Annotated in this window: 20 protein-coding genes; 2 read left to right on the plus strand and 18 right to left on the minus strand. The window is 63.6% G+C overall.

The features are described from left to right. Positions 1 to 411 precede the first annotated feature (411 nt). The gene (locus ACQR3T_RS27285; RefSeq protein WP_428695659.1) at positions 412 to 1,095 is read right to left on the minus strand and encodes a pyridoxamine 5'-phosphate oxidase family protein; all 684 of its coding nucleotides are present in this window, start codon (positions 1,093 to 1,095) and stop codon (positions 412 to 414) included. Positions 1,096 to 1,187: 92 nt separating this feature from the next. Between ACQR3T_RS27285 and ACQR3T_RS27290 the strand changes: the two genes are divergently transcribed. Next, entirely contained in the window at positions 1,188 to 2,591 is a 1,404-nt protein-coding gene (locus tag ACQR3T_RS27290; RefSeq protein WP_428695660.1) for a PLP-dependent aminotransferase family protein, read from the plus strand. Here ACQR3T_RS27290 and murA read toward each other — a convergent pair. Further along, complete coding sequence (murA, locus tag ACQR3T_RS27295; protein WP_032379489.1) at positions 2,584 to 3,837, minus strand: UDP-N-acetylglucosamine 1-carboxyvinyltransferase; 1,254 nt, start codon at positions 3,835 to 3,837, stop codon at positions 2,584 to 2,586. The genes ACQR3T_RS27290 and murA overlap by 8 nt on opposite strands. 54 nt (positions 3,838 to 3,891) lie before the next feature. On the opposite strand from murA, the gene ACQR3T_RS27300 reads away from it, so the two are divergent. Next, positions 3,892 to 4,494 (plus strand): cob(I)yrinic acid a,c-diamide adenosyltransferase, encoded by a 603-nt coding sequence (locus tag ACQR3T_RS27300; RefSeq protein ID WP_428695661.1) that lies wholly within the window; start codon positions 3,892 to 3,894, stop codon positions 4,492 to 4,494. On the opposite strand, the gene ACQR3T_RS27305 is transcribed toward ACQR3T_RS27300, so the two are convergent. The 16 genes from ACQR3T_RS27305 to rpmE form a co-directional block, all read right to left on the minus strand. After that, positions 4,495 to 4,932 carry a DUF2550 domain-containing protein gene (locus ACQR3T_RS27305; protein WP_428695662.1) on the minus strand — a complete coding sequence of 146 codons (438 nt, stop codon included), beginning with the start codon at positions 4,930 to 4,932 and terminating at the stop codon, positions 4,495 to 4,497. Positions 4,933 to 4,961: 29 nt separating this feature from the next. Continuing rightward, complete coding sequence (locus ACQR3T_RS27310; RefSeq protein ID WP_032378882.1) at positions 4,962 to 5,321, minus strand: F0F1 ATP synthase subunit epsilon; 360 nt, start codon at positions 5,319 to 5,321, stop codon at positions 4,962 to 4,964. A 30-nt stretch (positions 5,322 to 5,351) separates the two neighbouring features. Continuing rightward, entirely contained in the window at positions 5,352 to 6,800 is a 1,449-nt protein-coding gene (atpD, locus tag ACQR3T_RS27315; protein WP_027497899.1) for a F0F1 ATP synthase subunit beta, read from the minus strand. Positions 6,801 to 6,803: 3 nt separating this feature from the next. After that, positions 6,804 to 7,775, minus strand: a complete 972-nt coding sequence (locus tag ACQR3T_RS27320; protein ID WP_032378883.1) for a F0F1 ATP synthase subunit gamma — start codon at positions 7,773 to 7,775, stop codon at positions 6,804 to 6,806. 52 nt (positions 7,776 to 7,827) lie between these two features. After that, positions 7,828 to 9,471: a F0F1 ATP synthase subunit alpha gene (gene atpA, locus ACQR3T_RS27325; RefSeq protein WP_032378884.1), complete on the minus strand. Its 1,644-nt coding sequence runs from the start codon at positions 9,469 to 9,471 to the stop codon at positions 7,828 to 7,830. 88 nt (positions 9,472 to 9,559) lie between these two features. Continuing rightward, positions 9,560 to 10,387: a F0F1 ATP synthase subunit delta gene (locus ACQR3T_RS27330; protein ID WP_032378885.1), complete on the minus strand. Its 828-nt coding sequence runs from the start codon at positions 10,385 to 10,387 to the stop codon at positions 9,560 to 9,562. 8 nt (positions 10,388 to 10,395) lie between these two features. Continuing rightward, on the minus strand, positions 10,396 to 10,965 hold the full coding sequence (locus tag ACQR3T_RS27335) for a F0F1 ATP synthase subunit B (protein WP_032378886.1): 570 nt from the start codon (positions 10,963 to 10,965) through the stop codon (positions 10,396 to 10,398). A 7-nt stretch (positions 10,966 to 10,972) separates the two neighbouring features. After that, the gene (locus ACQR3T_RS27340; RefSeq protein ID WP_027497904.1) at positions 10,973 to 11,212 is read right to left on the minus strand and encodes an ATP synthase F0 subunit C; all 240 of its coding nucleotides are present in this window, start codon (positions 11,210 to 11,212) and stop codon (positions 10,973 to 10,975) included. A gap of 78 nt (positions 11,213 to 11,290) precedes the next feature. Then, a complete protein-coding gene (gene atpB, locus ACQR3T_RS27345) occupies positions 11,291 to 12,016 on the minus strand; it encodes a F0F1 ATP synthase subunit A (RefSeq protein WP_032378887.1) in 726 nt (241 codons plus the stop codon). Between the two features lie 441 nt (positions 12,017 to 12,457). After that, positions 12,458 to 12,889 carry a hypothetical protein gene (locus ACQR3T_RS27350; RefSeq protein WP_052065953.1) on the minus strand — a complete coding sequence of 144 codons (432 nt, stop codon included), beginning with the start codon at positions 12,887 to 12,889 and terminating at the stop codon, positions 12,458 to 12,460. A gap of 66 nt (positions 12,890 to 12,955) precedes the next feature. Then, complete coding sequence (locus ACQR3T_RS27355; RefSeq protein ID WP_032378889.1) at positions 12,956 to 14,167, minus strand: glycosyltransferase family 4 protein; 1,212 nt, start codon at positions 14,165 to 14,167, stop codon at positions 12,956 to 12,958. Positions 14,168 to 14,185: 18 nt separating this feature from the next. Next, positions 14,186 to 14,848: an L-threonylcarbamoyladenylate synthase gene (locus ACQR3T_RS27360; RefSeq protein WP_032379490.1), complete on the minus strand. Its 663-nt coding sequence runs from the start codon at positions 14,846 to 14,848 to the stop codon at positions 14,186 to 14,188. A 55-nt stretch (positions 14,849 to 14,903) separates the two neighbouring features. Continuing rightward, entirely contained in the window at positions 14,904 to 15,788 is an 885-nt protein-coding gene (gene prmC / locus ACQR3T_RS27365; protein WP_428695663.1) for a peptide chain release factor N(5)-glutamine methyltransferase, read from the minus strand. Between the two features lie 34 nt (positions 15,789 to 15,822). Then, positions 15,823 to 16,653: an SHOCT domain-containing protein gene (locus ACQR3T_RS27370; RefSeq protein WP_428695664.1), complete on the minus strand. Its 831-nt coding sequence runs from the start codon at positions 16,651 to 16,653 to the stop codon at positions 15,823 to 15,825. Between the two features lie 106 nt (positions 16,654 to 16,759). After that, positions 16,760 to 17,836 carry a peptide chain release factor 1 gene (prfA, locus tag ACQR3T_RS27375; RefSeq protein ID WP_032378891.1) on the minus strand — a complete coding sequence of 359 codons (1,077 nt, stop codon included), beginning with the start codon at positions 17,834 to 17,836 and terminating at the stop codon, positions 16,760 to 16,762. Positions 17,837 to 17,933: 97 nt separating this feature from the next. Beyond that, positions 17,934 to 18,167, minus strand: a complete 234-nt coding sequence (gene rpmE, locus ACQR3T_RS27380; RefSeq protein ID WP_008715081.1) for a 50S ribosomal protein L31 — start codon at positions 18,165 to 18,167, stop codon at positions 17,934 to 17,936. Positions 18,168 to 18,195: the final 28 nt, after the last annotated feature.

Here is an 18,195-nt window from a genome sequence, read left to right on the forward strand (position 1 = left end):
TTCACCAAACAAAAATTCGGCACTGACATTCATCGACACACTGTTGAGTTCTCAAAGAACACGCACACACTCGAACCCCACGAACACACAGTCCGAAGGCCTCAAGGGCAACTGTTCCAGCCTATCCCAGCTTGGTCTCGGACACAAGGCCCGACTCTTGGGGGATAAAACCTGCCGAACCACACGTCCAACCTCGTATCCCTGTCCGTGAAGACCGGGTCGGTGTCCGTCGCTCTGACTCGACAAAAGTTACGCCACCAACCCCACGCGTGCAAATCGGCTGGTGGATCGAGGCGTTGCGGACATCTGTGCAGGTCCGAGCCCATGCGCGCTCCACCCTGCTCGGTACGGCCGCCATACCTTGCCGTGTGACGCCCACCATATTTGCAGGAAATACCGGTGATGCGGGTTTCAGGGCCGAGACAACGCGAAGACATGATCGGGCAGCGCAAGGTGTGGTTCCACGTCTTCGGCACGTACTGCACGCCCGACGCTTTCACCGATGGGAACGACACCCGCCCACACTCCCCCGGCTGCAATGTCGGTGTCGTCGTCGACCGGTCCGCCGGCACGCGCCTTCACCGATGCCTCGTACAGCGGAAGCGCCAGCACACTGGTAGCTGCGAGTTCCTTCCTCGTATGCGCACGCAGGTGTGCACTTCTACCGGGAACGACCTGATCGACTATTGCGTCCAAAGCAAGAATTCGCTCCTGCTCGTCCTCCACTCGACGCGGCCGCCCAACCACGACCGCGCTTCGATAGTTCATCGAGTGATGGAACGCGGATCGAGCCAGAACCAACCCGTCGACAACGGTGACCGTCACGCAGATGTCCTGCGCCGGAGCCTCGATCAGGCTGCGAGAGGCGACCGAGCCGTGCAGGTACAGAGTTCCGGCCCTGTCCGGGCCGTCCGGATCCACGCCGAACACGGTCGGAAGCACACGCGGCACGTTGTCCACCACTACGCCCAGATGGCAGAGCCGAGCCGAGCCGAGAACGTCCAGCAGTGCCGATCGCTCAGCTCGAGCGCGCTGCCGACCACGGATCACCGTGGTTCTGGGCGTCGGGGACAGGAGTGCGTCGTCGGTTGTCATGACTACAGGATTCCGCTCGGTTGGCTCACTGTCATGGTCCAATAGATAGTGACTTTGCTAGGCCACTTATCTCCCTGGACAGGTGACGCACGATGACATTGCCGCCGAATTCGCTGTCGATCACGGTCGATCGGGCCGACCGTCGTACGTTGCCCGTTCAGGTAGCCGACGGTATCCGCGCGGCCATCGATCGCGGCGAGCTTGGGCCGGGCGCCCGATTGCCCAGTACCAGAGCGCTTTCCGCCGAAGTGGGCTTGGCTCGTGCGGTGGTGGAGAAGGCGTACGAGCAGCTCGTGGCCGAAGGTTGGCTCGATGCACGTCGCGGATCCGGAAATTACGTCCGAGATGTTCCGCACGCCGTCAGATCACGCCGAAGCCCGCGCCGAGCACAAGAAGACCCACCGGTTGCTCAGCGCATTTCACTCCGACCCGGAATACCGTGGACTCCTCCTCGCGCGTCCGAAGCGTGGAAGCGGGCCTGGCGAGATGTCGGCGCGTCGCCCCCGCCCGGCGACTACCCCGATCCGGCAGGTTTGCTCGACCTGAGAACACGCATCGCGGATCTGCTGGGCCGTGCACGCGGACTGCACACCGGCGCGGATTCGATCGTCGTGACCACGGGAAGCATTCACGGTCTCGACCTGATACTGGGTGCCCTCTCAGCGAACGTAGATGTCGAACATGTTCTCGCACTGGAGAATCCGGGATACCGATCTGCCGCCGCCCTCGCGACGCACCGCGGGTGGTCCGTTCACGATGTCTCCGTCGACCGTGAGGGCCTTGTGGTCGAAGAACTCGAATCTGTACCTCCAAGGGCCCCTGCCGTCTACGTCACCCCCTCACACCAATACCCCACCGGCGGGCTCATGCCCATCGGTCGCAGGCGCGCACTGGCGGACTGGGCACGAAGTACCGGATCGACCATCATCGAAGACGACTACGATTCCGAATTCCGTTACGGCATAGCACCTTTGCCCACAGTCACCGAGCTCGTTCCGGACCGCGCCGTCTACTTGGGAACCGTATCGAAGACGTTGGGTGCCGGCGTGCGACTCGGATGGATGGTGGCTCCCCCGTCGATGGTCGAGCGCATCACCGAAACACGTCGCGCCATCGGCGACTACCCATCGGTGCCCATCCAGCACGCCATGAGCTCACTGTTACGCGACGGCGAATGGGACCGATCCGTACGCACCGCCCGTCGGATCTATCGGGCACGTGACCGCGTCGTGGCCGCCGCGCTCTCTCGATTCGGCGAGCTTCGGGGTGTCGGTGCCGGGCTGCATACAGTTCTCGTGCTCGACACCGAGGTGGCGCGCGACGTCGCGGCCGACTGCGCAGCGAACGGGGTCGACCTGCCCACCCTCGAGCACTCGACGCGGTCGCCGACCACCGAGGGTGGGATCGTCGTCGGCTACGGCTCAGTGACGGACGATCGATTCGATCGGGCGCTGCGTGTGCTGGTCAACGCCCTCCACAAGAGACTGGTCAGCTGACCCGCTCGATGCTCCCTCCGAGAGCAGTCAGATTTTCCACGAATCGTGGATAGCCCCTGTCGATGTGGTAGACGTCGTGAACCTCGGTCGTTCCATCGGCTACCAGACCGGCCAGCACCAGCCCGGCCCCGGCCCGAATGTCGGACGACCACACCGGTGCACTGGACAGCTGCGGCACACCGCGCACCACAGCATGGTGGCCATCGGTACGAGCGTCAGCGCCCAGTCGGATCATTTCCTCGACGAACCGGAAGCGCGCCTCGAACACGTTCTCGGTGATCATCGACGTCCCGTCGGCGACGGTCGCAAGCCCGATTGCCATCGGCTGAAGATCCGTCGGAAACCCGGGATACGGCAACGTCGCGAAGTTCACCGCTCGTGGCCGCTCGCGCTGGACGACGCGAAAGCCGTCCGGCTCGCTGGTCACCTCGGCACCGGCAGACCGCAGCTTGTCCAACACGAGCGACAGGTGCTTGGGGTTGACTCCCCGCACACGGACATCCCCTCGCGTCATCGCGGCCGCGATTCCCCACGTAGCAGCAACGATTCGGTCGCCGATGACGCGATGAGTCGTCGGCTTCAACGCACTGACACCCCGAATGGTGAGGGTCGAGGTACCTGCACCTCGGACGTCGGCACCCATCTCGTTGAGCATGTTGCACACATCGACGATGTCCGGTTCGCGTGCCGCGTTGTCGATCACGGTCTCACCGGTGGCGAGCACTGCCGCCATCAAGATGTTCTCGGTCGCTCCTACGGACGGAAAAGCCAACCTGATGTTCGCGCCGCGCAACTCATCGGCTTCGGCGACGACGCATCCGTGCTGAATTTCGCTGCGTGCTCCCAGCAGCTGCAGGCCGGACTGGTGCATGTCGAGGGGTCGTGAACCGATGGCGTCACCACCCGGCAGGGCTACGACAGCCCTTTTACATCGCGCCACCAGCGGGCCCAACACGCACACCGATGCTCGAAATTGACGAACGGCAGCAAAATCGGCGTGATACTTGGGCATGGCCGGGGTGGTGATGTGAACGACCGAACCCTCGAGGTCGACCTCACAGCCGAGCCCACGCAGCACCTCTGCCATCAACGGCACATCCAGGATGTCGGGGCAATTGGTGATCGTGCTGGTGCCCTCGGCAAGCAGCGCGGCCGCCATCAGTTTGAGGACGCTGTTCTTCGCGCCGCCGACCGCCACCTCACCGACGAGGCGGTTACCACCGTTGACCAAGAAACGTTCGCTCACTTCGACAGCGTAGCCAGCGGCACCGACCCACACCCGCGCGGTACCGTAGCCGGCATGGCCGTCCATCTCACCCGCATTTACACCAGAACCGGCGACGACGGGACCACTGGACTGAGCGACTTCTCCCGGGTCTCCAAGAACGACGAACGCCTGATTGCGTACGCGGACTGCGACGAGACCAATGCGAGCCTCGGAGTGGTTCTGGCACTGGGCAACCCGTCCGAATCGGTGCATTCGGTGATTCGAACCATCCAGAGCGACCTGTTCGACGCCGGGGCCGACCTCTCGACGCCCGTCGTCGACGATCCGGAATATCCACCGTTGAGGATCGATCAGAGTTATGTCGACCGCCTCGAGGCCTGGTGCGACGAATTCAACGACGAATTGCCCGCGTTGACGTCGTTCATCCTGCCGGGCGGAACACCATTGGGCGCACTGCTGCACGTGTCGCGAACCGTGGCCCGACGCGCTGAACGATCGGCATGGGCTGCAGTTCATGCAAGTCCGGAGTCGACCAGCGCGCTCCCGGCGAAATACCTCAATCGGCTCTCGGACCTGTTGTTCATTCTGAGTCGGTACGCCAATCCCGAGGGCGACGTTCAGTGGGTACCGGGGTCCAGTCGGACGACCAGCGAACCTGCTACCGACGAGAGCTGATCACGCCGCCGGCCGTCTGCGACGCGAGCGGCCGGACGGTCGGGATTCGACCCAGGACAGAAATGCGGTCAAAGCGCTTCTGTCGAGCGCGATCTCGAAATTCTTGCCGCTGTCCGTCAATTCCAGAACAGCGATGTCCGCAGTCATGATGTCGAACTCGGTGTCCTGCGGTGCACGCCGATCACCCACGTGAATATCTTGTCTGCCCAGACGGTGATCAGGTCCCGGGCGCAGACTCGACAGCTTGAAGAACACCAGAGTGTTGTCGCCGTACCGAATGATGCCGTGGCGCCATCCGCTACCACCATCGGACGGAAGCACCCGCATGATCGCCGCCGTACCTCCGCGGCGAAGAACCGTCAGACGATACGCAAAAGCCGCGACGAGCCCTGCGAGCAGCACAACCAGAATGATCAGAGCAATCAGTCCGGTGTGCATCGCAGGTCTCGTCGCGGCTTCTCGTGAACCTAGGACCGCTCGACAGCGCGGATACGTCCCTTGGCCACCGCAATGGCCTCGAGGTCGTCGCCGTTCTCTGCCACTACGGACCGTGCCGCTTCCACATCGATGTCGTCGGCGAAATCAGCCGACTCCGCCAGCACGGTCACCGTCTTGCCAGTCACCGACAGAAATCCACCGTGGACGGCGGCGATGATCTTTTCGCCGTCGGTCGTCGTGATCGACACCGTGCCCGCCTCGACCAACTGGCCGAGGACAGGCTCGTGGCCGGCCATGATGCCGATTTCACCTTCGGTGGTCTGAGCACTGACGATGGTCGCGGTGCCGGACCAGAGTTTCTGCTCCACAGCGACCAGAGAGACCTCCATGCCGCTCTTCTCGGAAGAAGTCACGTCGGTCTACTTTCCGGCCATCTTCTTCGCGGCTGCCTCGACATCGTCGAGACCGCCACAGCTGTTGAAGGCCTGCTCGGGAAGGTGGTCGTACTCACCCTTGGTGACCTTGTCGAACGCCTCGATGGTGTCCGAGAGCGACACGACCGAACCGGCCTCACCGGTGAACTTCTCGGCGACGATGAAGTTCTGGCCGAGGAACTTCTGGAGGCGGCGTGCGCGACCGACCAGAACCTTGTCCTCTTCCTGAAGCTCGTCCATACCGAGGATGGCGATGATGTCCTGCAGTTCCTTGTACTTCTGCAGAATCCGCTTGACCTCGTTGGCGACGCGGAAGTGCTCCGCACCGACGATGCCGGGCTCAAGGATACGGGAGGTGGAGCTCAGCGGGTCCACAGCGGGGTAGATACCCATCTGCGAGATCGGACGCGAGAGCTCGGTCGTCGCATCGAGGTGCGCGAACGTCGTTGCCGGTGCCGGGTCGGTGTAGTCGTCGGCGGGAACGTAGATCGCCTGCAGCGAGGTGATCGAGCGTCCGCGGGTCGAGGTGATGCGCTCCTGGAGCTCACCCATCTCGTCCGCCAGTGTGGGCTGGTAGCCCACGGCCGAGGGCATACGACCGAGAAGGGTCGACACCTCCGAACCTGCCTGCGTGAACCGGAAGATGTTGTCGATGAAGAGCAACACGTCCTGGCCCTGCACATCGCGGAAGTACTCCGCCATGGTCAGTGCAGACAGAGCGACACGCATACGCGTGCCCGGCGGCTCGTCCATCTGGCCGAAGACGAGGGCGGTGTCCTGAAGGACGCCCATCTCTTCCATCTCGAGGTGAAGGTCGGTGCCCTCACGAGTGCGCTCGCCGACGCCTGCGAACACCGAGGTGCCCGAGAACTCACGTGCGATACGGGTGATCATTTCCTGGATCAGCACGGTCTTGCCGACACCGGCACCACCGAACAGACCGATCTTGCCGCCCTTGACGTACGGGGTGAGAAGGTCGATGACCTTGATACCGGTCTCGAGGATCTCGGTCTTGCCCTCGAGCTGGTCGAAGGCTGGGGGCTTGCGGTGGATGCCCCACTGCTCGCCGTCGCGGCCGAGTCCGGGGGTGTCCAAGCAGTCACCGAGGGCGTTGAAGACGTGGCCCTTGACGACGTCGCCGACGGGAACCGAGATCGGCTTGCCCGAGTCGACGACAGCGGTGCCGCGAACGAGGCCGTCCGTCGGCTGCATCGAAATGGTGCGAACCAAGTTGTCGCCGAGGTGCTGTGCCACCTCGAGCGTCAGGGTCTTGGCCACGGTCGGCAGAGTGATCTCTGCGTTGAGGGCGTTGAACAGTGCGGGAATCGAGCCGCGCGGGAACTCGACGTCCACAACGGGGCCGATGACCCGAACGACACGGCCGGACTGAGTGTCCGCTCCGCTCGCGTTCTCTTGGGCTACTGCTGCGGTCATTGCTTAGTCACTTCCTGCGCTGTCGGCCAACGCGTTGGCGCCACCGACGATTTCGCTGATTTCCTGGGTGATCTGGGCCTGCCGAGCCTGGTTGGCCTGACGGCTCAGGGTCTCGACCAATTCGTTCGCGTTGTCCGTCGCTGCCTTCATGGCGGTACGACGCGCCGCGGACTCCGACGCTGCTGCATCGAGCAACGACGCGTAGATCCTGGTGCTGATGTACTTGGGCAGCAGCGCCGAGAGCAGAGTGCCTGCCTCCGGCTCGAACTCGTACTGTGCCTGCACATCTGCGGTCGGCGAGTCGGTCAATGCGTCCGCACCCATCTCGAATTCCTCGTCTGTGTACGAGATTTCGAGTGGTGCCATCCGGCGAACCTCGGGCTTCTGCGTGAGCATCGACACGAAGCGGGTGTAGACGATGTGCAACTCGTCCACGCCCTCGACGGTGCCTTCGCCGTTGGGAGCGTCGACCTCGGTGCCCGAGCCCGCCATGAACAGCTCGACCAGATGCTTACTGGCCTTCGCCGCGTCGGCGTAGCCGGGTTCCTGGGAGAAGCCGGTCCAGGCACCCTTCACGTCCCGCTCGCGGAATGTGTAGTAGCCCAGGCCTTTTGCACCGAGCACGTAGATGACCGGATCCTTGCCCTCGGAGCGGAGGAGCTGAAACAGCTCCTCCGTTTCCTTGAGGACGTTGGAGTTGTAGCCACCGCACATACCGCGGTCACTGGTCACGACCAGAACTGCGGCACGTTTGGGCTCGGGTCGCTCGTTGAGCAACGGGTGATCGAGCGAACTCGATGCACTGGCCAATGCGGAGAGCACCTTGGTGATCTCTTCCGCGTACGGCTTCGATGCGGCAACGCGGGCCTGCGCCTTGGTGATTCGCGATGTTGCGATCAACTCTTGTGCTTTGGTGATCTTCTTCGTCGAGTTGACCGACTTGATGCGGGAGCGAAGCTCGAGAATGCTTGCCATCTAGCTGTTCACGCTCCCTTCTGTGCTCGTCTTGTCACCTGTCATCGCCGGCCTACTTGCTGACTGTCTTGCGGGTGACGTTGACCTGCTCCTGGCTGACCTCGTCGGCATTCAGAGTGTCTGCCTCGGCCTCGTTGACGACGCGGTTGCCGTCCGAGTCCACGAAGCCGGCCTTGAACTTCTCGGTCGCTTCGGTCAGTGCCTTCTGGTTGTCGTCGTCGAGAGCCTTGCCACCGGCAATGCTGTCGTAGACGCCGCTGGCGTTGCGGTGCAGATCCTCGAGCAGCTCGGTCTCGAAGCGGCGAACGTCGCCGACCGGGACGGAGTCGTACGTGCCCTGTCCGGCGAGCCAGATCGATACGATCTGGTCCTCGACGGCGACCGGTGCGTACTGATCCTGCTTGAGCAGCTCCACCAGGCGAGCGCCGCGCTCGAGCTGAGCCTTGGAGGCCGCGTCGAGGTCGGAAGCGAACGCGGAGAAGGCTTCGAGCTCACGGAACTGAGCGAGCTCGAGGCGAAGGGATCCCGAGACCTTCTTCATGCCCTTGGTCTGCGCAGCACCGCCGACTCGGGAAACCGAGATACCCACGTTGATAGCGGGACGGACACCCTTGTTGAAGAGGTCCGACTCCAGGAAGACCTGGCCGTCGGTGATGGAGATGACGTTGGTCGGGATGTACGCCGAGACGTCGTTGGCCTTGGTCTCGATGATCGGCAGAGCCGTCAACGATCCGCCACCGAGCTCGTCGGACAGCTTTGCCGAGCGCTCCAGCAGACGGGAGTGCAAGTAGAAGACGTCACCGGGGTATGCCTCGCGGCCCGGCGGGCGACGCAGCAGCAGTGAGATGGCGCGGTATGCCTCGGCCTGCTTGGTCAGATCGTCGAACACGATGAGGACGTGCTTGCCCTGGTACATCCAGTGCTGGCCGATGGCCGAGCCGGTGTACGGAGCGAGCCACTTGAAGCCGGCCGAATCGGACGCGGGGGCCGCGACGATGGTCGTGTATTCGAGTGCGCCCTGCTCTTCGAGCGCAGCCTTGACGCCTGCGATCGTGGAGCCCTTCTGGCCGATGGCGACGTAGATGCAGCGAACCTGCTTCTTCTCGTCGCCGCTCTCCCAGTTGGCCTTCTGGTTCAGGATCGCGTCGATGCAGACGGCGGTCTTGCCGGTCTTGCGGTCGCCGATGATGAGCTGGCGCTGGCCACGGCCGATCGGGGTCATGGCGTCGATGGCCTTGATACCGGTCTGCAGCGGCTCCTCGACGGGCTGACGCTCGAGCACCGAGGCAGCCTGCAGCTCGAGGGCGCGGGTCTCGGAGGACTCGATGTCGCCGAGGCCGTCGATGGGCTTGCCAAGGGGGTCCACGACGCGGCCGAGGTAGCCGTCGCCCACGGGGACCGACAGCACGTCTCCGGTGCGCTTGACTTCCTGGCCCTCTTCGATGTGCTCGTAGTCACCCAGGATGACGGCACCGATCTCGGTGGCATCGAGGTTCAGTGCAACTCCGAGAACGCCGCCCGGGAACTCCAGGAGTTCGTTGGACATCGCCGACGGCAATCCGGACACGTGAGCGATTCCGTCGCTCGTGTCCGTAACCGTGCCGACCTCCTCGCGGGAAGACTCCGGTGAGTAGCTCGCGGTGAAGTTATCGATCGCGCTACGGATCTCGTCGGAGGAGATCGTCAGCTCCGCCATAGTGTTTCCTGCTCTTCCTTCGAATGATCGCGGTATGAAAAGCCTCGAATGCCGAGGCAATTCGTCTCGTTACTGTGTCCGTGTCGGACTATTTGAGCGTCTTTCGCAATGCAGCGAGGCGGCCTGCCCCGCTACCGTCGATGACCTCGTCGCCGATACGAACGACAAGTCCGCTGAGCAGTTCGGTATCGACCTCTACGTGCACCGTGACCTGCTTGCCGTACGTGCGGGTCAAGGTTGCGGTCAGCTTCTCGAGCTGACTGTCGCTCAGTGGGGCTGCGCTGCGTACGTGTGCAACCGCACGGTCACGCTGTTCGGCGGCCAGATCTGCCAGTCCGTTCAGCACGTCCGCGGGGGCCGCCTTGCGGGGACGCGTCACAGCCTGAACTGCGAGCGCCTCGGTGACTGCCGTGACCTTGCCGTACAGCAGGCGACCGAGCAGTTCGCGCTTGGCCTGCGACGGCTTCGAGCGATCCGACAGGGCCTGCTCGAGCTGCGGGTTGCCGGCCACGATGCGTCCCAGTCGGAACAACTCGTCCTCGACCGTGTCCAGCTGATCTTGATCGGCCGCAGCGCGGAGCAGAGCTTCGCGTCCCAGCTCGACAAGAGAGTTCAGCAGGTCGCGGGCGTTGGACCAGCTTTCGCCGGCAGCGGCCTTGACGATCGTTGCCGTTGCACTCGACACCTGGCCGGAGAAGACCTCTCCGGCCAGATCGCTTCGCCGAACGCCCTCGACCGACGAGTCGGCAAGAGCGGTACGCAACGTGCGCTGCGCGTCGAGAGTCTCGACGACGGCGAACAACTCGGCACCGGTCTGAGCAGCGACAGCTGTTGCCTCGCCATCCGACGCGGACCCCAGAGCTTCGTGGGCAACCGACCGCGTACGGGCGAGTGACTCACGAGAAGTTGCGTACATGGTTCGACTCACTTTCCGGATGCGGAGTCCGCGGTGACGGAATCCAGCTCGTTGAGGAAGCGATCGATCGAACTGGAACGCTTCGCGTCGTCGGACAGCTGCTCTCCGATGACCTTCTCCGCGAGTTCGACGGCCGTACGTCCCAGATCTCCACGAAGTTCAGTGACGATCTGCTGACGCTGAGCAACGAGCTGATTGTGGCCTGCGGCTACGATCCGGTCGCTTTCCTCCTGCGCCTTTTCCTTCATCTCGGCAAGAATGGCCTGCCCCTGGGTACGCGCTTCCTCACGGATCTGCGCGGCCTCGGAACGTGCGTCGGCCAGCTGAGCGTGGTACTGCTCGAGAGCAGCCTTGGCCTCGGCCTGCGCCTGCTCGGCCTTCTTGATTCCGCCTTCGATGAGCTCGGAACGCTCGGCGAGAACCGTCTGGAAACGCGGTACGACGTACTTCCAGAACAGGAAGCCGATGATCACGACACAGACGATCGACCAAACGATGTCGTATGTTGCGGGCAACAGTGGGTTCGGGGATTCCTCCCCTTCAGCCCCTGCTGCGAGCAGCGTTATCGCGTTTGTCATCGCGCTCTCAGAGAATGAAGCCGGCGACGAGGCCGATCAGGGCGAGGGACTCGGTGAATGCAATGCCGAGGAACATCGTCGTACGGAGCTGACCGGCCAGCTCGGGCTGACGAGCGGTGGCTTCCATGTTCTTGGCGACGACGAGGCCGAGGCCGATGCCACCACCGATCGCTGCGAGGCCGTAGCCGATGGCGCCGTATCCGTTGGCGGTGATTTCCTGCGCCTGGGCCAGAACTTCAAGGCTCATTCGGTTTTCCGTTCCCTTTCTTCGGTCCACATCCGGGTATCGGAGGTGGCGGTGTAGCTAGTTCGGTCTGTTGGTCGGTCAGTGCGAGTCGGCGTGCAGCGACAGATCGATGTAGATCGCCGTCAGCAGCGCGAAGATGTACGCCTGCAGGAAGATCACCAGCATCTCGAACATCGTGAACAAGAAGCCCATGATGAGCGAGGGTGCGGCGAAAATCTTCAGGCCCGCGGAGGCCTCGAAGAGGAAGAACTGCGTGGCGCTGAAGAACAGCACGAGCATGATGTGGCCGGCGAGCATGTTGGCCAGCAGACGCACGGTCAGCGTGAACGGGCGGAGCACGAAGTTCGAGATGAACTCGAGCGGAATCAGCAGCACGTGCATGGCCGGCGGGATGCCGGGGATGACGATCGTGCCCTTGACGAACTTGCCGACGCCGAACTTCTTCACACCGGCGTAGACGAACGCGATGTACGCGACCGCGGCCAGCACGATGGGCAGGCCGATCCTTGCGTTGGACGAGATGTTCAGGAACGGAATGACCGCACTGGCGTTCACCGCCAGCACCGTGAAGAAGATCGTCATGATGACGGGCAGGAAGCGACGTCCCTGCTCCTTGCCGAGCACGTCCTCCGCGACGTGGATCCGAACGAAGTCGAGAGCGATCTCGGCAACGTTCTGAATTCCACGAGGCACGATCTTGGGGCTGCGCAGAGCGATCAGCATGAACACGATCAGCAGCGCCGACATCAGGATGCGGATGAGCATCAGTCGGTCGAGCTCGAACGGGGTTCCCTCGAACAGCACCGCGGGAGGAAAGAAATCGGATAGTGACGGCGGATGGAACTCCGCAGCCAGGTTGGTGACGCTCAGCGGTCTCTCCCGTGTTCGGGCCGCAGCCGGGTGACGACTGCGGTTCGATCGGACAATGACGATCTATCAAGTCGACGAAAATCGGCTCGCAATCGTCAGAGGCTGAGGCCCGGTCTTCATCGGCCAAGCGTCTGTCGGGTGTCGGCGACTCACGTCGACTCGGCAACTCTCAGGGCGGAACCTTACGTTGCCGAAGTCGGTGACTCCGGGCCTACTGTAAGGAAGCTCACGCTGACTGCTACCTGCGGGGGTCCAGTCCGGGGAAAAAGTCTCTTTTGTCCCGGTCTTGCCCACCGCTTGATGCAAACTTTATCAACAGAACTACGACGTTGTGTAGGCGGGCCTCAGCTTAACCGATTACGACAGCTTGTCGTACTACCGGTTGTCGGTGTGGTCGGCGGCGGGAACACTGTCAACGTAGGCGACTTTGGTCTTGACGACCCCGAATACCTCGGCCCCGAGCACGACCACCAGCGCCCCCAGGATCGTCAGCCCCAACGAGTACCGGTTGTAGAACTCGGCATCCTTGAGCGCGACCAGCACGATCAGCGCGATGACCATCTTGACCAGCCAGCCACCGAGCAACAGCGCCCCGACGGCCGAGGCCGGAAAACGTGTGGTGAGAGCAACCGACAGCGCCGTCGTGATGACGAAACCCCCGCCGATGGCCACTCCGATCAATGATCCCCACAGGCCGGGCGTGCCGGCCGCAGCCACCGAGATCCCGACGCTCACCACCGTCAGCACCACCAGGCCGATCAGTCCGTATCGGACGGCGGCGCGAAGCGGCGCGAATTGATCGGGCATGGACTGCGGAGTGAAGGTCACAGTTGTCGAGAGTAGCCGGGGCACGACGGGAAACAGAGGACGGGATCAGCTGCCTCGTCGTGCGCTTCGACGCACCGGTCCACGCGATCGATCCACCCGCAAGGTAGGGACAGCAGTGACCACCAGCGCGAACACCAGACCGGCGGCGACCAGAAGCACCACGATCCGCCGATCGAGCAGGGATGATCCGACCGCCCCGAAGGCGAGCACACCGACCCACAGGTAGATCACCAGCACCACCCGTCGATGCGAGTGACCGATTTGCAGAAGTCGATGATGCAAATGCATCTTGTCCGGACTGAACGGGCTTCGTCCGGCCCGGGTGCGACGGATGACGGCCAACAGCAGATCGAGTATCGGGATGAGCATCACGGCACCGACCAACAGAAGTGGCGACAACAGGCCCAGCAGATCGCGCGGACCGTAAGCCGTCAACGGGATCCGCCCCGAGGCACTCGTCGAGATCGTGGCCAGCGTCAGCCCGATGAGCATGGAGCCCGAATCACCCATGAAGATGCGCGCGGGCTGGAAGTTGTGCGGCAGAAATCCCAGGCATGCACCGGCCAGCGCGGCGGCGATCAGCGCCGGCGGGTAGACGCCCACATCGCCGCCCTGCTCTTGCAACAGCCCCACCGAGAAAATGCAGATCGCCACAGAGGAAATGAGCCCGAGACCGGCGGCCAACCCATCGAGACCGTCGACGAAATTCATGGCGTTGACGATCACGACGGTGATCAGAACCGTCACGAGTCCGGCTTGCAGTTGATCGAGAACCAGAGTGCTGCCCGGCTGACCGGGTTCGCCTCCCCAGGGCTGATACAGCACGACCCAGCTGACACCCATGATCACCAGCACGCCTGCTGCCGTCACCTGCCCGACGAACTTGGTCAGGGCATCCAGGCCCCAGCGGTCGTCGATGACACCCACCAGCACGATCACGAACCCGGCAACAAGCGCGGCCGGTATGTCGCGGTTGTAGGCCACGTCGAAACCCCGGGCCAGGGCCGGCAGCTGCGACGCGAACAGCAGGGCGGCGAGCATGCCCACGTAGATGCCCACTCCCCCGAGCCTCGGGGTGGCCTGCACGTGGACGTCACGATCGCGGGGAATGGCAACCGCACCGAACTTGATCGCCGCCACTCGTACTCCACCGGTGGCGAAGAACGTGACGACGGCAGCAGTGAGAAAGACCAGCAGTAGCTCCCGAATGGGAACGCCTGCCCCCAGATTCGACTGAGCCAGCAACTCGACGCTCATGCGGCACGGACGGGCATGTCAGGACGCTCCCGGGACCAGGCTTTCGGCGGTGACACCGAGAACCTCGGCAATCTTCTCGGTGGGAATGGCACCGACCCGCAGAATTCGTGCGCGGTCGCTCGTCAGATCCACGATGGTCGACGCCACCGCGTGATCTGCCGGTCCCCCGTCGAGATAGACCGCCGCCGACCCACCCAGCTGCTCCCGTGCCTCTGTCACCGTGGTGGCAGGCGGGCTTCCCGAGATGTTGGCGCTGGACACCGCGAGCGGACCGACCTCGCGCAGCAATTCGAGCGCGACCGGATGCAGCGGCATACGCAACATGACCGTGCCCTGGGCATCGCCCAGATCCCACGCCAGCGACGGTGCCTGCTGAACGACGATGCTCAACGCGCCGGGCCAGAACGCGCGAATCAAATCTCGGGTGCGCGGCCGAACACTCTGGACCAACCCGTCGATGGTGTTCCACGAGCCGACGAGCACGGGCACGGGCATATCGCGTCCCCTGCCCTTGGCGCGCAGCAGATCTGTGACTGCGCTGCCGTCGAACGCATCGGCGGCGATGCCGTACAGGGTGTCGGTGGGCATCACCACGAGTCGGCCGGACTTGAGGGCACCGCGGGCCGCGGTCAATCCCGCAGCGCGCGCATCGGCTTCACTGCAGTCGTAAACGGTACTCACGGTGCCCATCCTTCCACTTGCGGTAACGAAGTGATGTCAGGTGCCGCTCCCGCCGTCAGGCAGAGGCAGGGTGCGCCCGTGTGGCGACGACGAACCTGGGTCTTCCTGCCAGGTCCGGATGCACGGTGACCTCGGTGAACACCCGTCTCCGGGACAGCAGAGCCGCCACCTTGTCGCCGTTGGAGTCGTCGTGCTCGATCGCGACGCCGCCGCCGACTCGAAGCCAACGGGCGATGTTGCCGACCATCGGCTCGATCACCGACAGTCCGTCGGCACCGCCGAAAAGAGCCATGTGCGGATCGTGATCGATCACTTCGGGATCGAGTTGTGCGCCTTCCGGGACGTAGGGCGGATTCGCGACGATCATGTCGACCGCACCGTCGAGTTCGATCAACACATCGCGTGCCGTGACGTCGCCGTGGTGCAGGGTGATCGGGGTATCACCTTCACCGCTGCGCAGATCGGCATTACGCCTCGCCCACGCCAAGGCCGACGGATCCAGCTCGACGGCATGCACGACGGCGTCCGGGCGAGCATTGGCGATCGCCAGCGCCAGCGCACCCGAACCCGTGCAGAGGTCGAGAATCACAGGCGGATGGTGGTCCACATTTTCGAGGAACGCGAGAGCCCAAGCCAACAGCAGCTCGGTCTCCGGACGCGGCACGAAGACACCCGGGCCCACTTCCACGTCGATGTTGCCCAGCGAGGTCTTACCCGTGATGTATTGCAGCGGAATACGTTTCGCGCGCTGCTCGATGGTCCGGAAGTACGCCTCGACGAGCTCGGGTTCGACGAGGGGAACAAGACCGAGACGGCCACGTTCCACACCGACGAGGTGCGCGGCAAGAAGTTCTGCATCGACCCGTGGACTCGGCACACCGGCCGCCTCCAGCATCGATGTTGCTTCGAGGATGGCTAGGCGTAGCGGCTTGCGGCTCACCCGTTCAGACTGCCACGAGGCTCCGACCACTCACTCACACGCGTCCCAGTAACTCCGACTTCTTGGAGAAGAACTCGTCGTCGGTGAGGAAGCCCTTCGCGTGCAATCCGGCGAGAGCCTCGATTGCAGCGGTGATCTCGGAGATGTCGACGCCGACCTGGTTACCCCCGGACCCGGACTGGTTCGAGGCCTGCGGAGCCGAAGACTGCTGGGACGAAGACTGCTGTGACGAGGACTGTTGCGGGTAGGCCTGCGGTGCGGACTGGTTCTGCGAGTTCGTTCCGCTCGATTGCTGGTCCACTCGAGGCAGACTTCCTGCACTGAACGTGCCGTACTGGCTGGTGAATTCCAGCGACCCCGGTCCACCGCCCTGCTGTTGCTGCACTCCCCCGATGGAGTGGTCCAGCGTGTCGTACACGGCCAGTTCCCCGCCCACGAGCACCGCGAGACGTCGGGAGCCAGGAAACACCGCGTACTGCGACCCGTTCTGGCCGCCGCTCGAACTCGGTGAACCCAGATCCGATGGCCACCACGAACCGGACCCGAACGAGTTACCACCGAACGAACCACCCGCGGCCTCTCGCGGCGGATACACCTGATGCTGCGACAACACCGCAGACAGATCACGACACAGGCCGTCGACCCGGCTCTTGAGCCCGTGATCGAACATGTTGCCCACCATGGTCATTCCGCCGCGCATCCACTGTCCGCTGCCACCGAGCTCGGGAATGTTGAATTGCGCCATGGAGCCGCGGCCGTTGTTGACGGCGTCGAGCATGGTGCGGACCGCGTCGGTCGAGATGCCGTAGCGAGACGACAGTTCGGTGACGGCGTTCTCGCCTGCGGGTGTCAAGGCCTGGTTCATTCTGCTGTGCCTCTCGGGGCTCTCGTGCGGGGTCGAACCTGGAAGCAAGGGTATCGCACCGAGCGATGGACCGGCCGATCGAAATCCGAAAGGCTTTGCGCCCCAACTACTCTGCTTGCATACGAGCGTCGCGGTCCGCCTTGGCCAGCGCGTCGAGTAACGCATCCATCTCGCCGTCGAGCAGGGCGTCGAGGTTGTGCGCCTTGAAGCCGATGCGGTGATCGGTGATGCGGTTCTCGGGGTAGTTGTAGGTTCTGATCCGCTCCGAGCGGTCGACGGTACGAACCTGGCTGGCTCGTCCGGCCGAGGCCTCTTCGTTGGCTGCTTCCTCTGCGGCCGCCTGGAGGCGAGCTGCGAGAACCTGCATGGCACGTGCCTTGTTCTGCAGCTGCGAACGTTCGTTCTGGCAGGTCACCACGATGCCGGTCGGAAGGTGCGTGAGCCGAACCGCGGAGTCGGTGGTGTTGACGCCCTGGCCGCCCTTGCCGGACGAGCGGTAGACGTCGATACGCAGATCGGTTTCGTCGATCTGGACTTCTTCGACCTCGTCGGGTTCGGGATAGACCAGGATCCCGGCCGCGGAAGTATGCACGCGTCCCTGAGATTCGGTGACCGGCACTCGCTGCACCCGGTGCACGCCACCCTCGAACTTCAGGCGCGCCCACACGCCGTCGAGCGGGTCCTTGGTCTTGATCGACAGGGTCGCGTCCTTGTATCCACCCAGGTCGGAAACGTTCGCGTCGAGTACCTCCACCCGCCAGCCACGGCGTTCTGCGTAGCGCACGTACATCCGCGCGAGATCGGCTGCGAAGAGCGCCGATTCCTCGCCGCCCTCACCCGACTTGACCTCCATCACGATGTCGTCGCCGTCGTGGGGGTCGCGTGGCGCGAGCAGGTCGGTGAGGGTCTGCTCCAGGTGCAGCACTGTCGCCTCGAGCTCGGGGATCTCTGCTGCGAACGAAGAATCGTCGGCTGCGAGCTCACGTGCGGCTTCGAGGTCGTCCTGAGCGGCGGTCAACTTGGTGTGCGCAGACATGATCGGTGCCAGTTCGGCGAACCTCTTACCTGCTCTGCGTGCCGCGGACGGGTCATTGTGCAGCGCTGGGTCGGCGAGTTGCTGCTCGAGCCCGGAGTGTTCGGCAAGGATGTCGTCGATGGCCGAAGGCTTCACTGTTCTCGCCATGGGAATGACTCACTCTCGAACGCGGGTGCAACTGGGTGTGGACACAAAAAAGCCGACGCCCGTCCTGTGAATCACAGGACGGGCGTCGGCGGAACAGCTAGCTGTCTGCGTCGGCCTTCTTGCCGGCGCGCTTGCCGTAGCGAGCCTCGAAGCGTGCGACGCGGCCGCCGGTGTCGAGAATCTTCTGCTTGCCGGTGTAGAAGGGGTGGCACTGCGAGCAGACCTCGACGCTGATGCGCTCTTTGTCGGTGGTGCTTCGGGTCTCGAAAGTATTTCCGCAACCACAGACGACTGTCGTCAGTGTGTAGTCGGGGTGAATTCCTGCCTTCATGGTGTCCTTACCGTTCTTTGTAATGGTC

The organism is Rhodococcus sp. IEGM1428 (assembly GCF_050321865.1).
GTDB lineage: Bacteria > Actinomycetota > Actinomycetes > Mycobacteriales > Mycobacteriaceae > Rhodococcoides.

What these genes read in the sequence shown, in the direction of transcription:
- ACQR3T_RS27285 (WP_428695659.1), bottom strand. Translation starts at nt 1,095, where the DNA reads ATGACAACCGACGACGCACTCCTGTCCCCGACGCCCAGAACCACGGTG.
- ACQR3T_RS27290 (WP_428695660.1), top strand. Translation starts at nt 1,188, where the DNA reads ATGACATTGCCGCCGAATTCGCTGTCGATCACGGTCGATCGGGCCGAC.
- ACQR3T_RS27300 (WP_428695661.1), top strand. Translation starts at nt 3,892, where the DNA reads ATGGCCGTCCATCTCACCCGCATTTACACCAGAACCGGCGACGACGGG.
- ACQR3T_RS27305 (WP_428695662.1), bottom strand. Translation starts at nt 4,932, where the DNA reads ATGCACACCGGACTGATTGCTCTGATCATTCTGGTTGTGCTGCTCGCA.
- ACQR3T_RS27310 (WP_032378882.1), bottom strand. Translation starts at nt 5,321, where the DNA reads ATGGAGGTCTCTCTGGTCGCTGTGGAGCAGAAACTCTGGTCCGGCACC.
- atpD (WP_027497899.1), bottom strand. Translation starts at nt 6,800, where the DNA reads ATGACCGCAGCAGTAGCCCAAGAGAACGCGAGCGGAGCGGACACTCAG.
- ACQR3T_RS27320 (WP_032378883.1), bottom strand. Translation starts at nt 7,775, where the DNA reads ATGGCAAGCATTCTCGAGCTTCGCTCCCGCATCAAGTCGGTCAACTCG.
- atpA (WP_032378884.1), bottom strand. Translation starts at nt 9,471, where the DNA reads ATGGCGGAGCTGACGATCTCCTCCGACGAGATCCGTAGCGCGATCGAT.
- ACQR3T_RS27330 (WP_032378885.1), bottom strand. Translation starts at nt 10,387, where the DNA reads ATGTACGCAACTTCTCGTGAGTCACTCGCCCGTACGCGGTCGGTTGCC.
- ACQR3T_RS27335 (WP_032378886.1), bottom strand. Translation starts at nt 10,965, where the DNA reads ATGACAAACGCGATAACGCTGCTCGCAGCAGGGGCTGAAGGGGAGGAA.
- ACQR3T_RS27340 (WP_027497904.1), bottom strand. Translation starts at nt 11,212, where the DNA reads ATGAGCCTTGAAGTTCTGGCCCAGGCGCAGGAAATCACCGCCAACGGA.
- ACQR3T_RS27350 (WP_052065953.1), bottom strand. Translation starts at nt 12,889, where the DNA reads ATGCCCGATCAATTCGCGCCGCTTCGCGCCGCCGTCCGATACGGACTG.
- ACQR3T_RS27355 (WP_032378889.1), bottom strand. Translation starts at nt 14,167, where the DNA reads ATGAGCGTCGAGTTGCTGGCTCAGTCGAATCTGGGGGCAGGCGTTCCC.
- ACQR3T_RS27370 (WP_428695664.1), bottom strand. Translation starts at nt 16,653, where the DNA reads ATGAACCAGGCCTTGACACCCGCAGGCGAGAACGCCGTCACCGAACTG.
- prfA (WP_032378891.1), bottom strand. Translation starts at nt 17,836, where the DNA reads ATGGCGAGAACAGTGAAGCCTTCGGCCATCGACGACATCCTTGCCGAA.
- rpmE (WP_008715081.1), bottom strand. Translation starts at nt 18,167, where the DNA reads ATGAAGGCAGGAATTCACCCCGACTACACACTGACGACAGTCGTCTGT.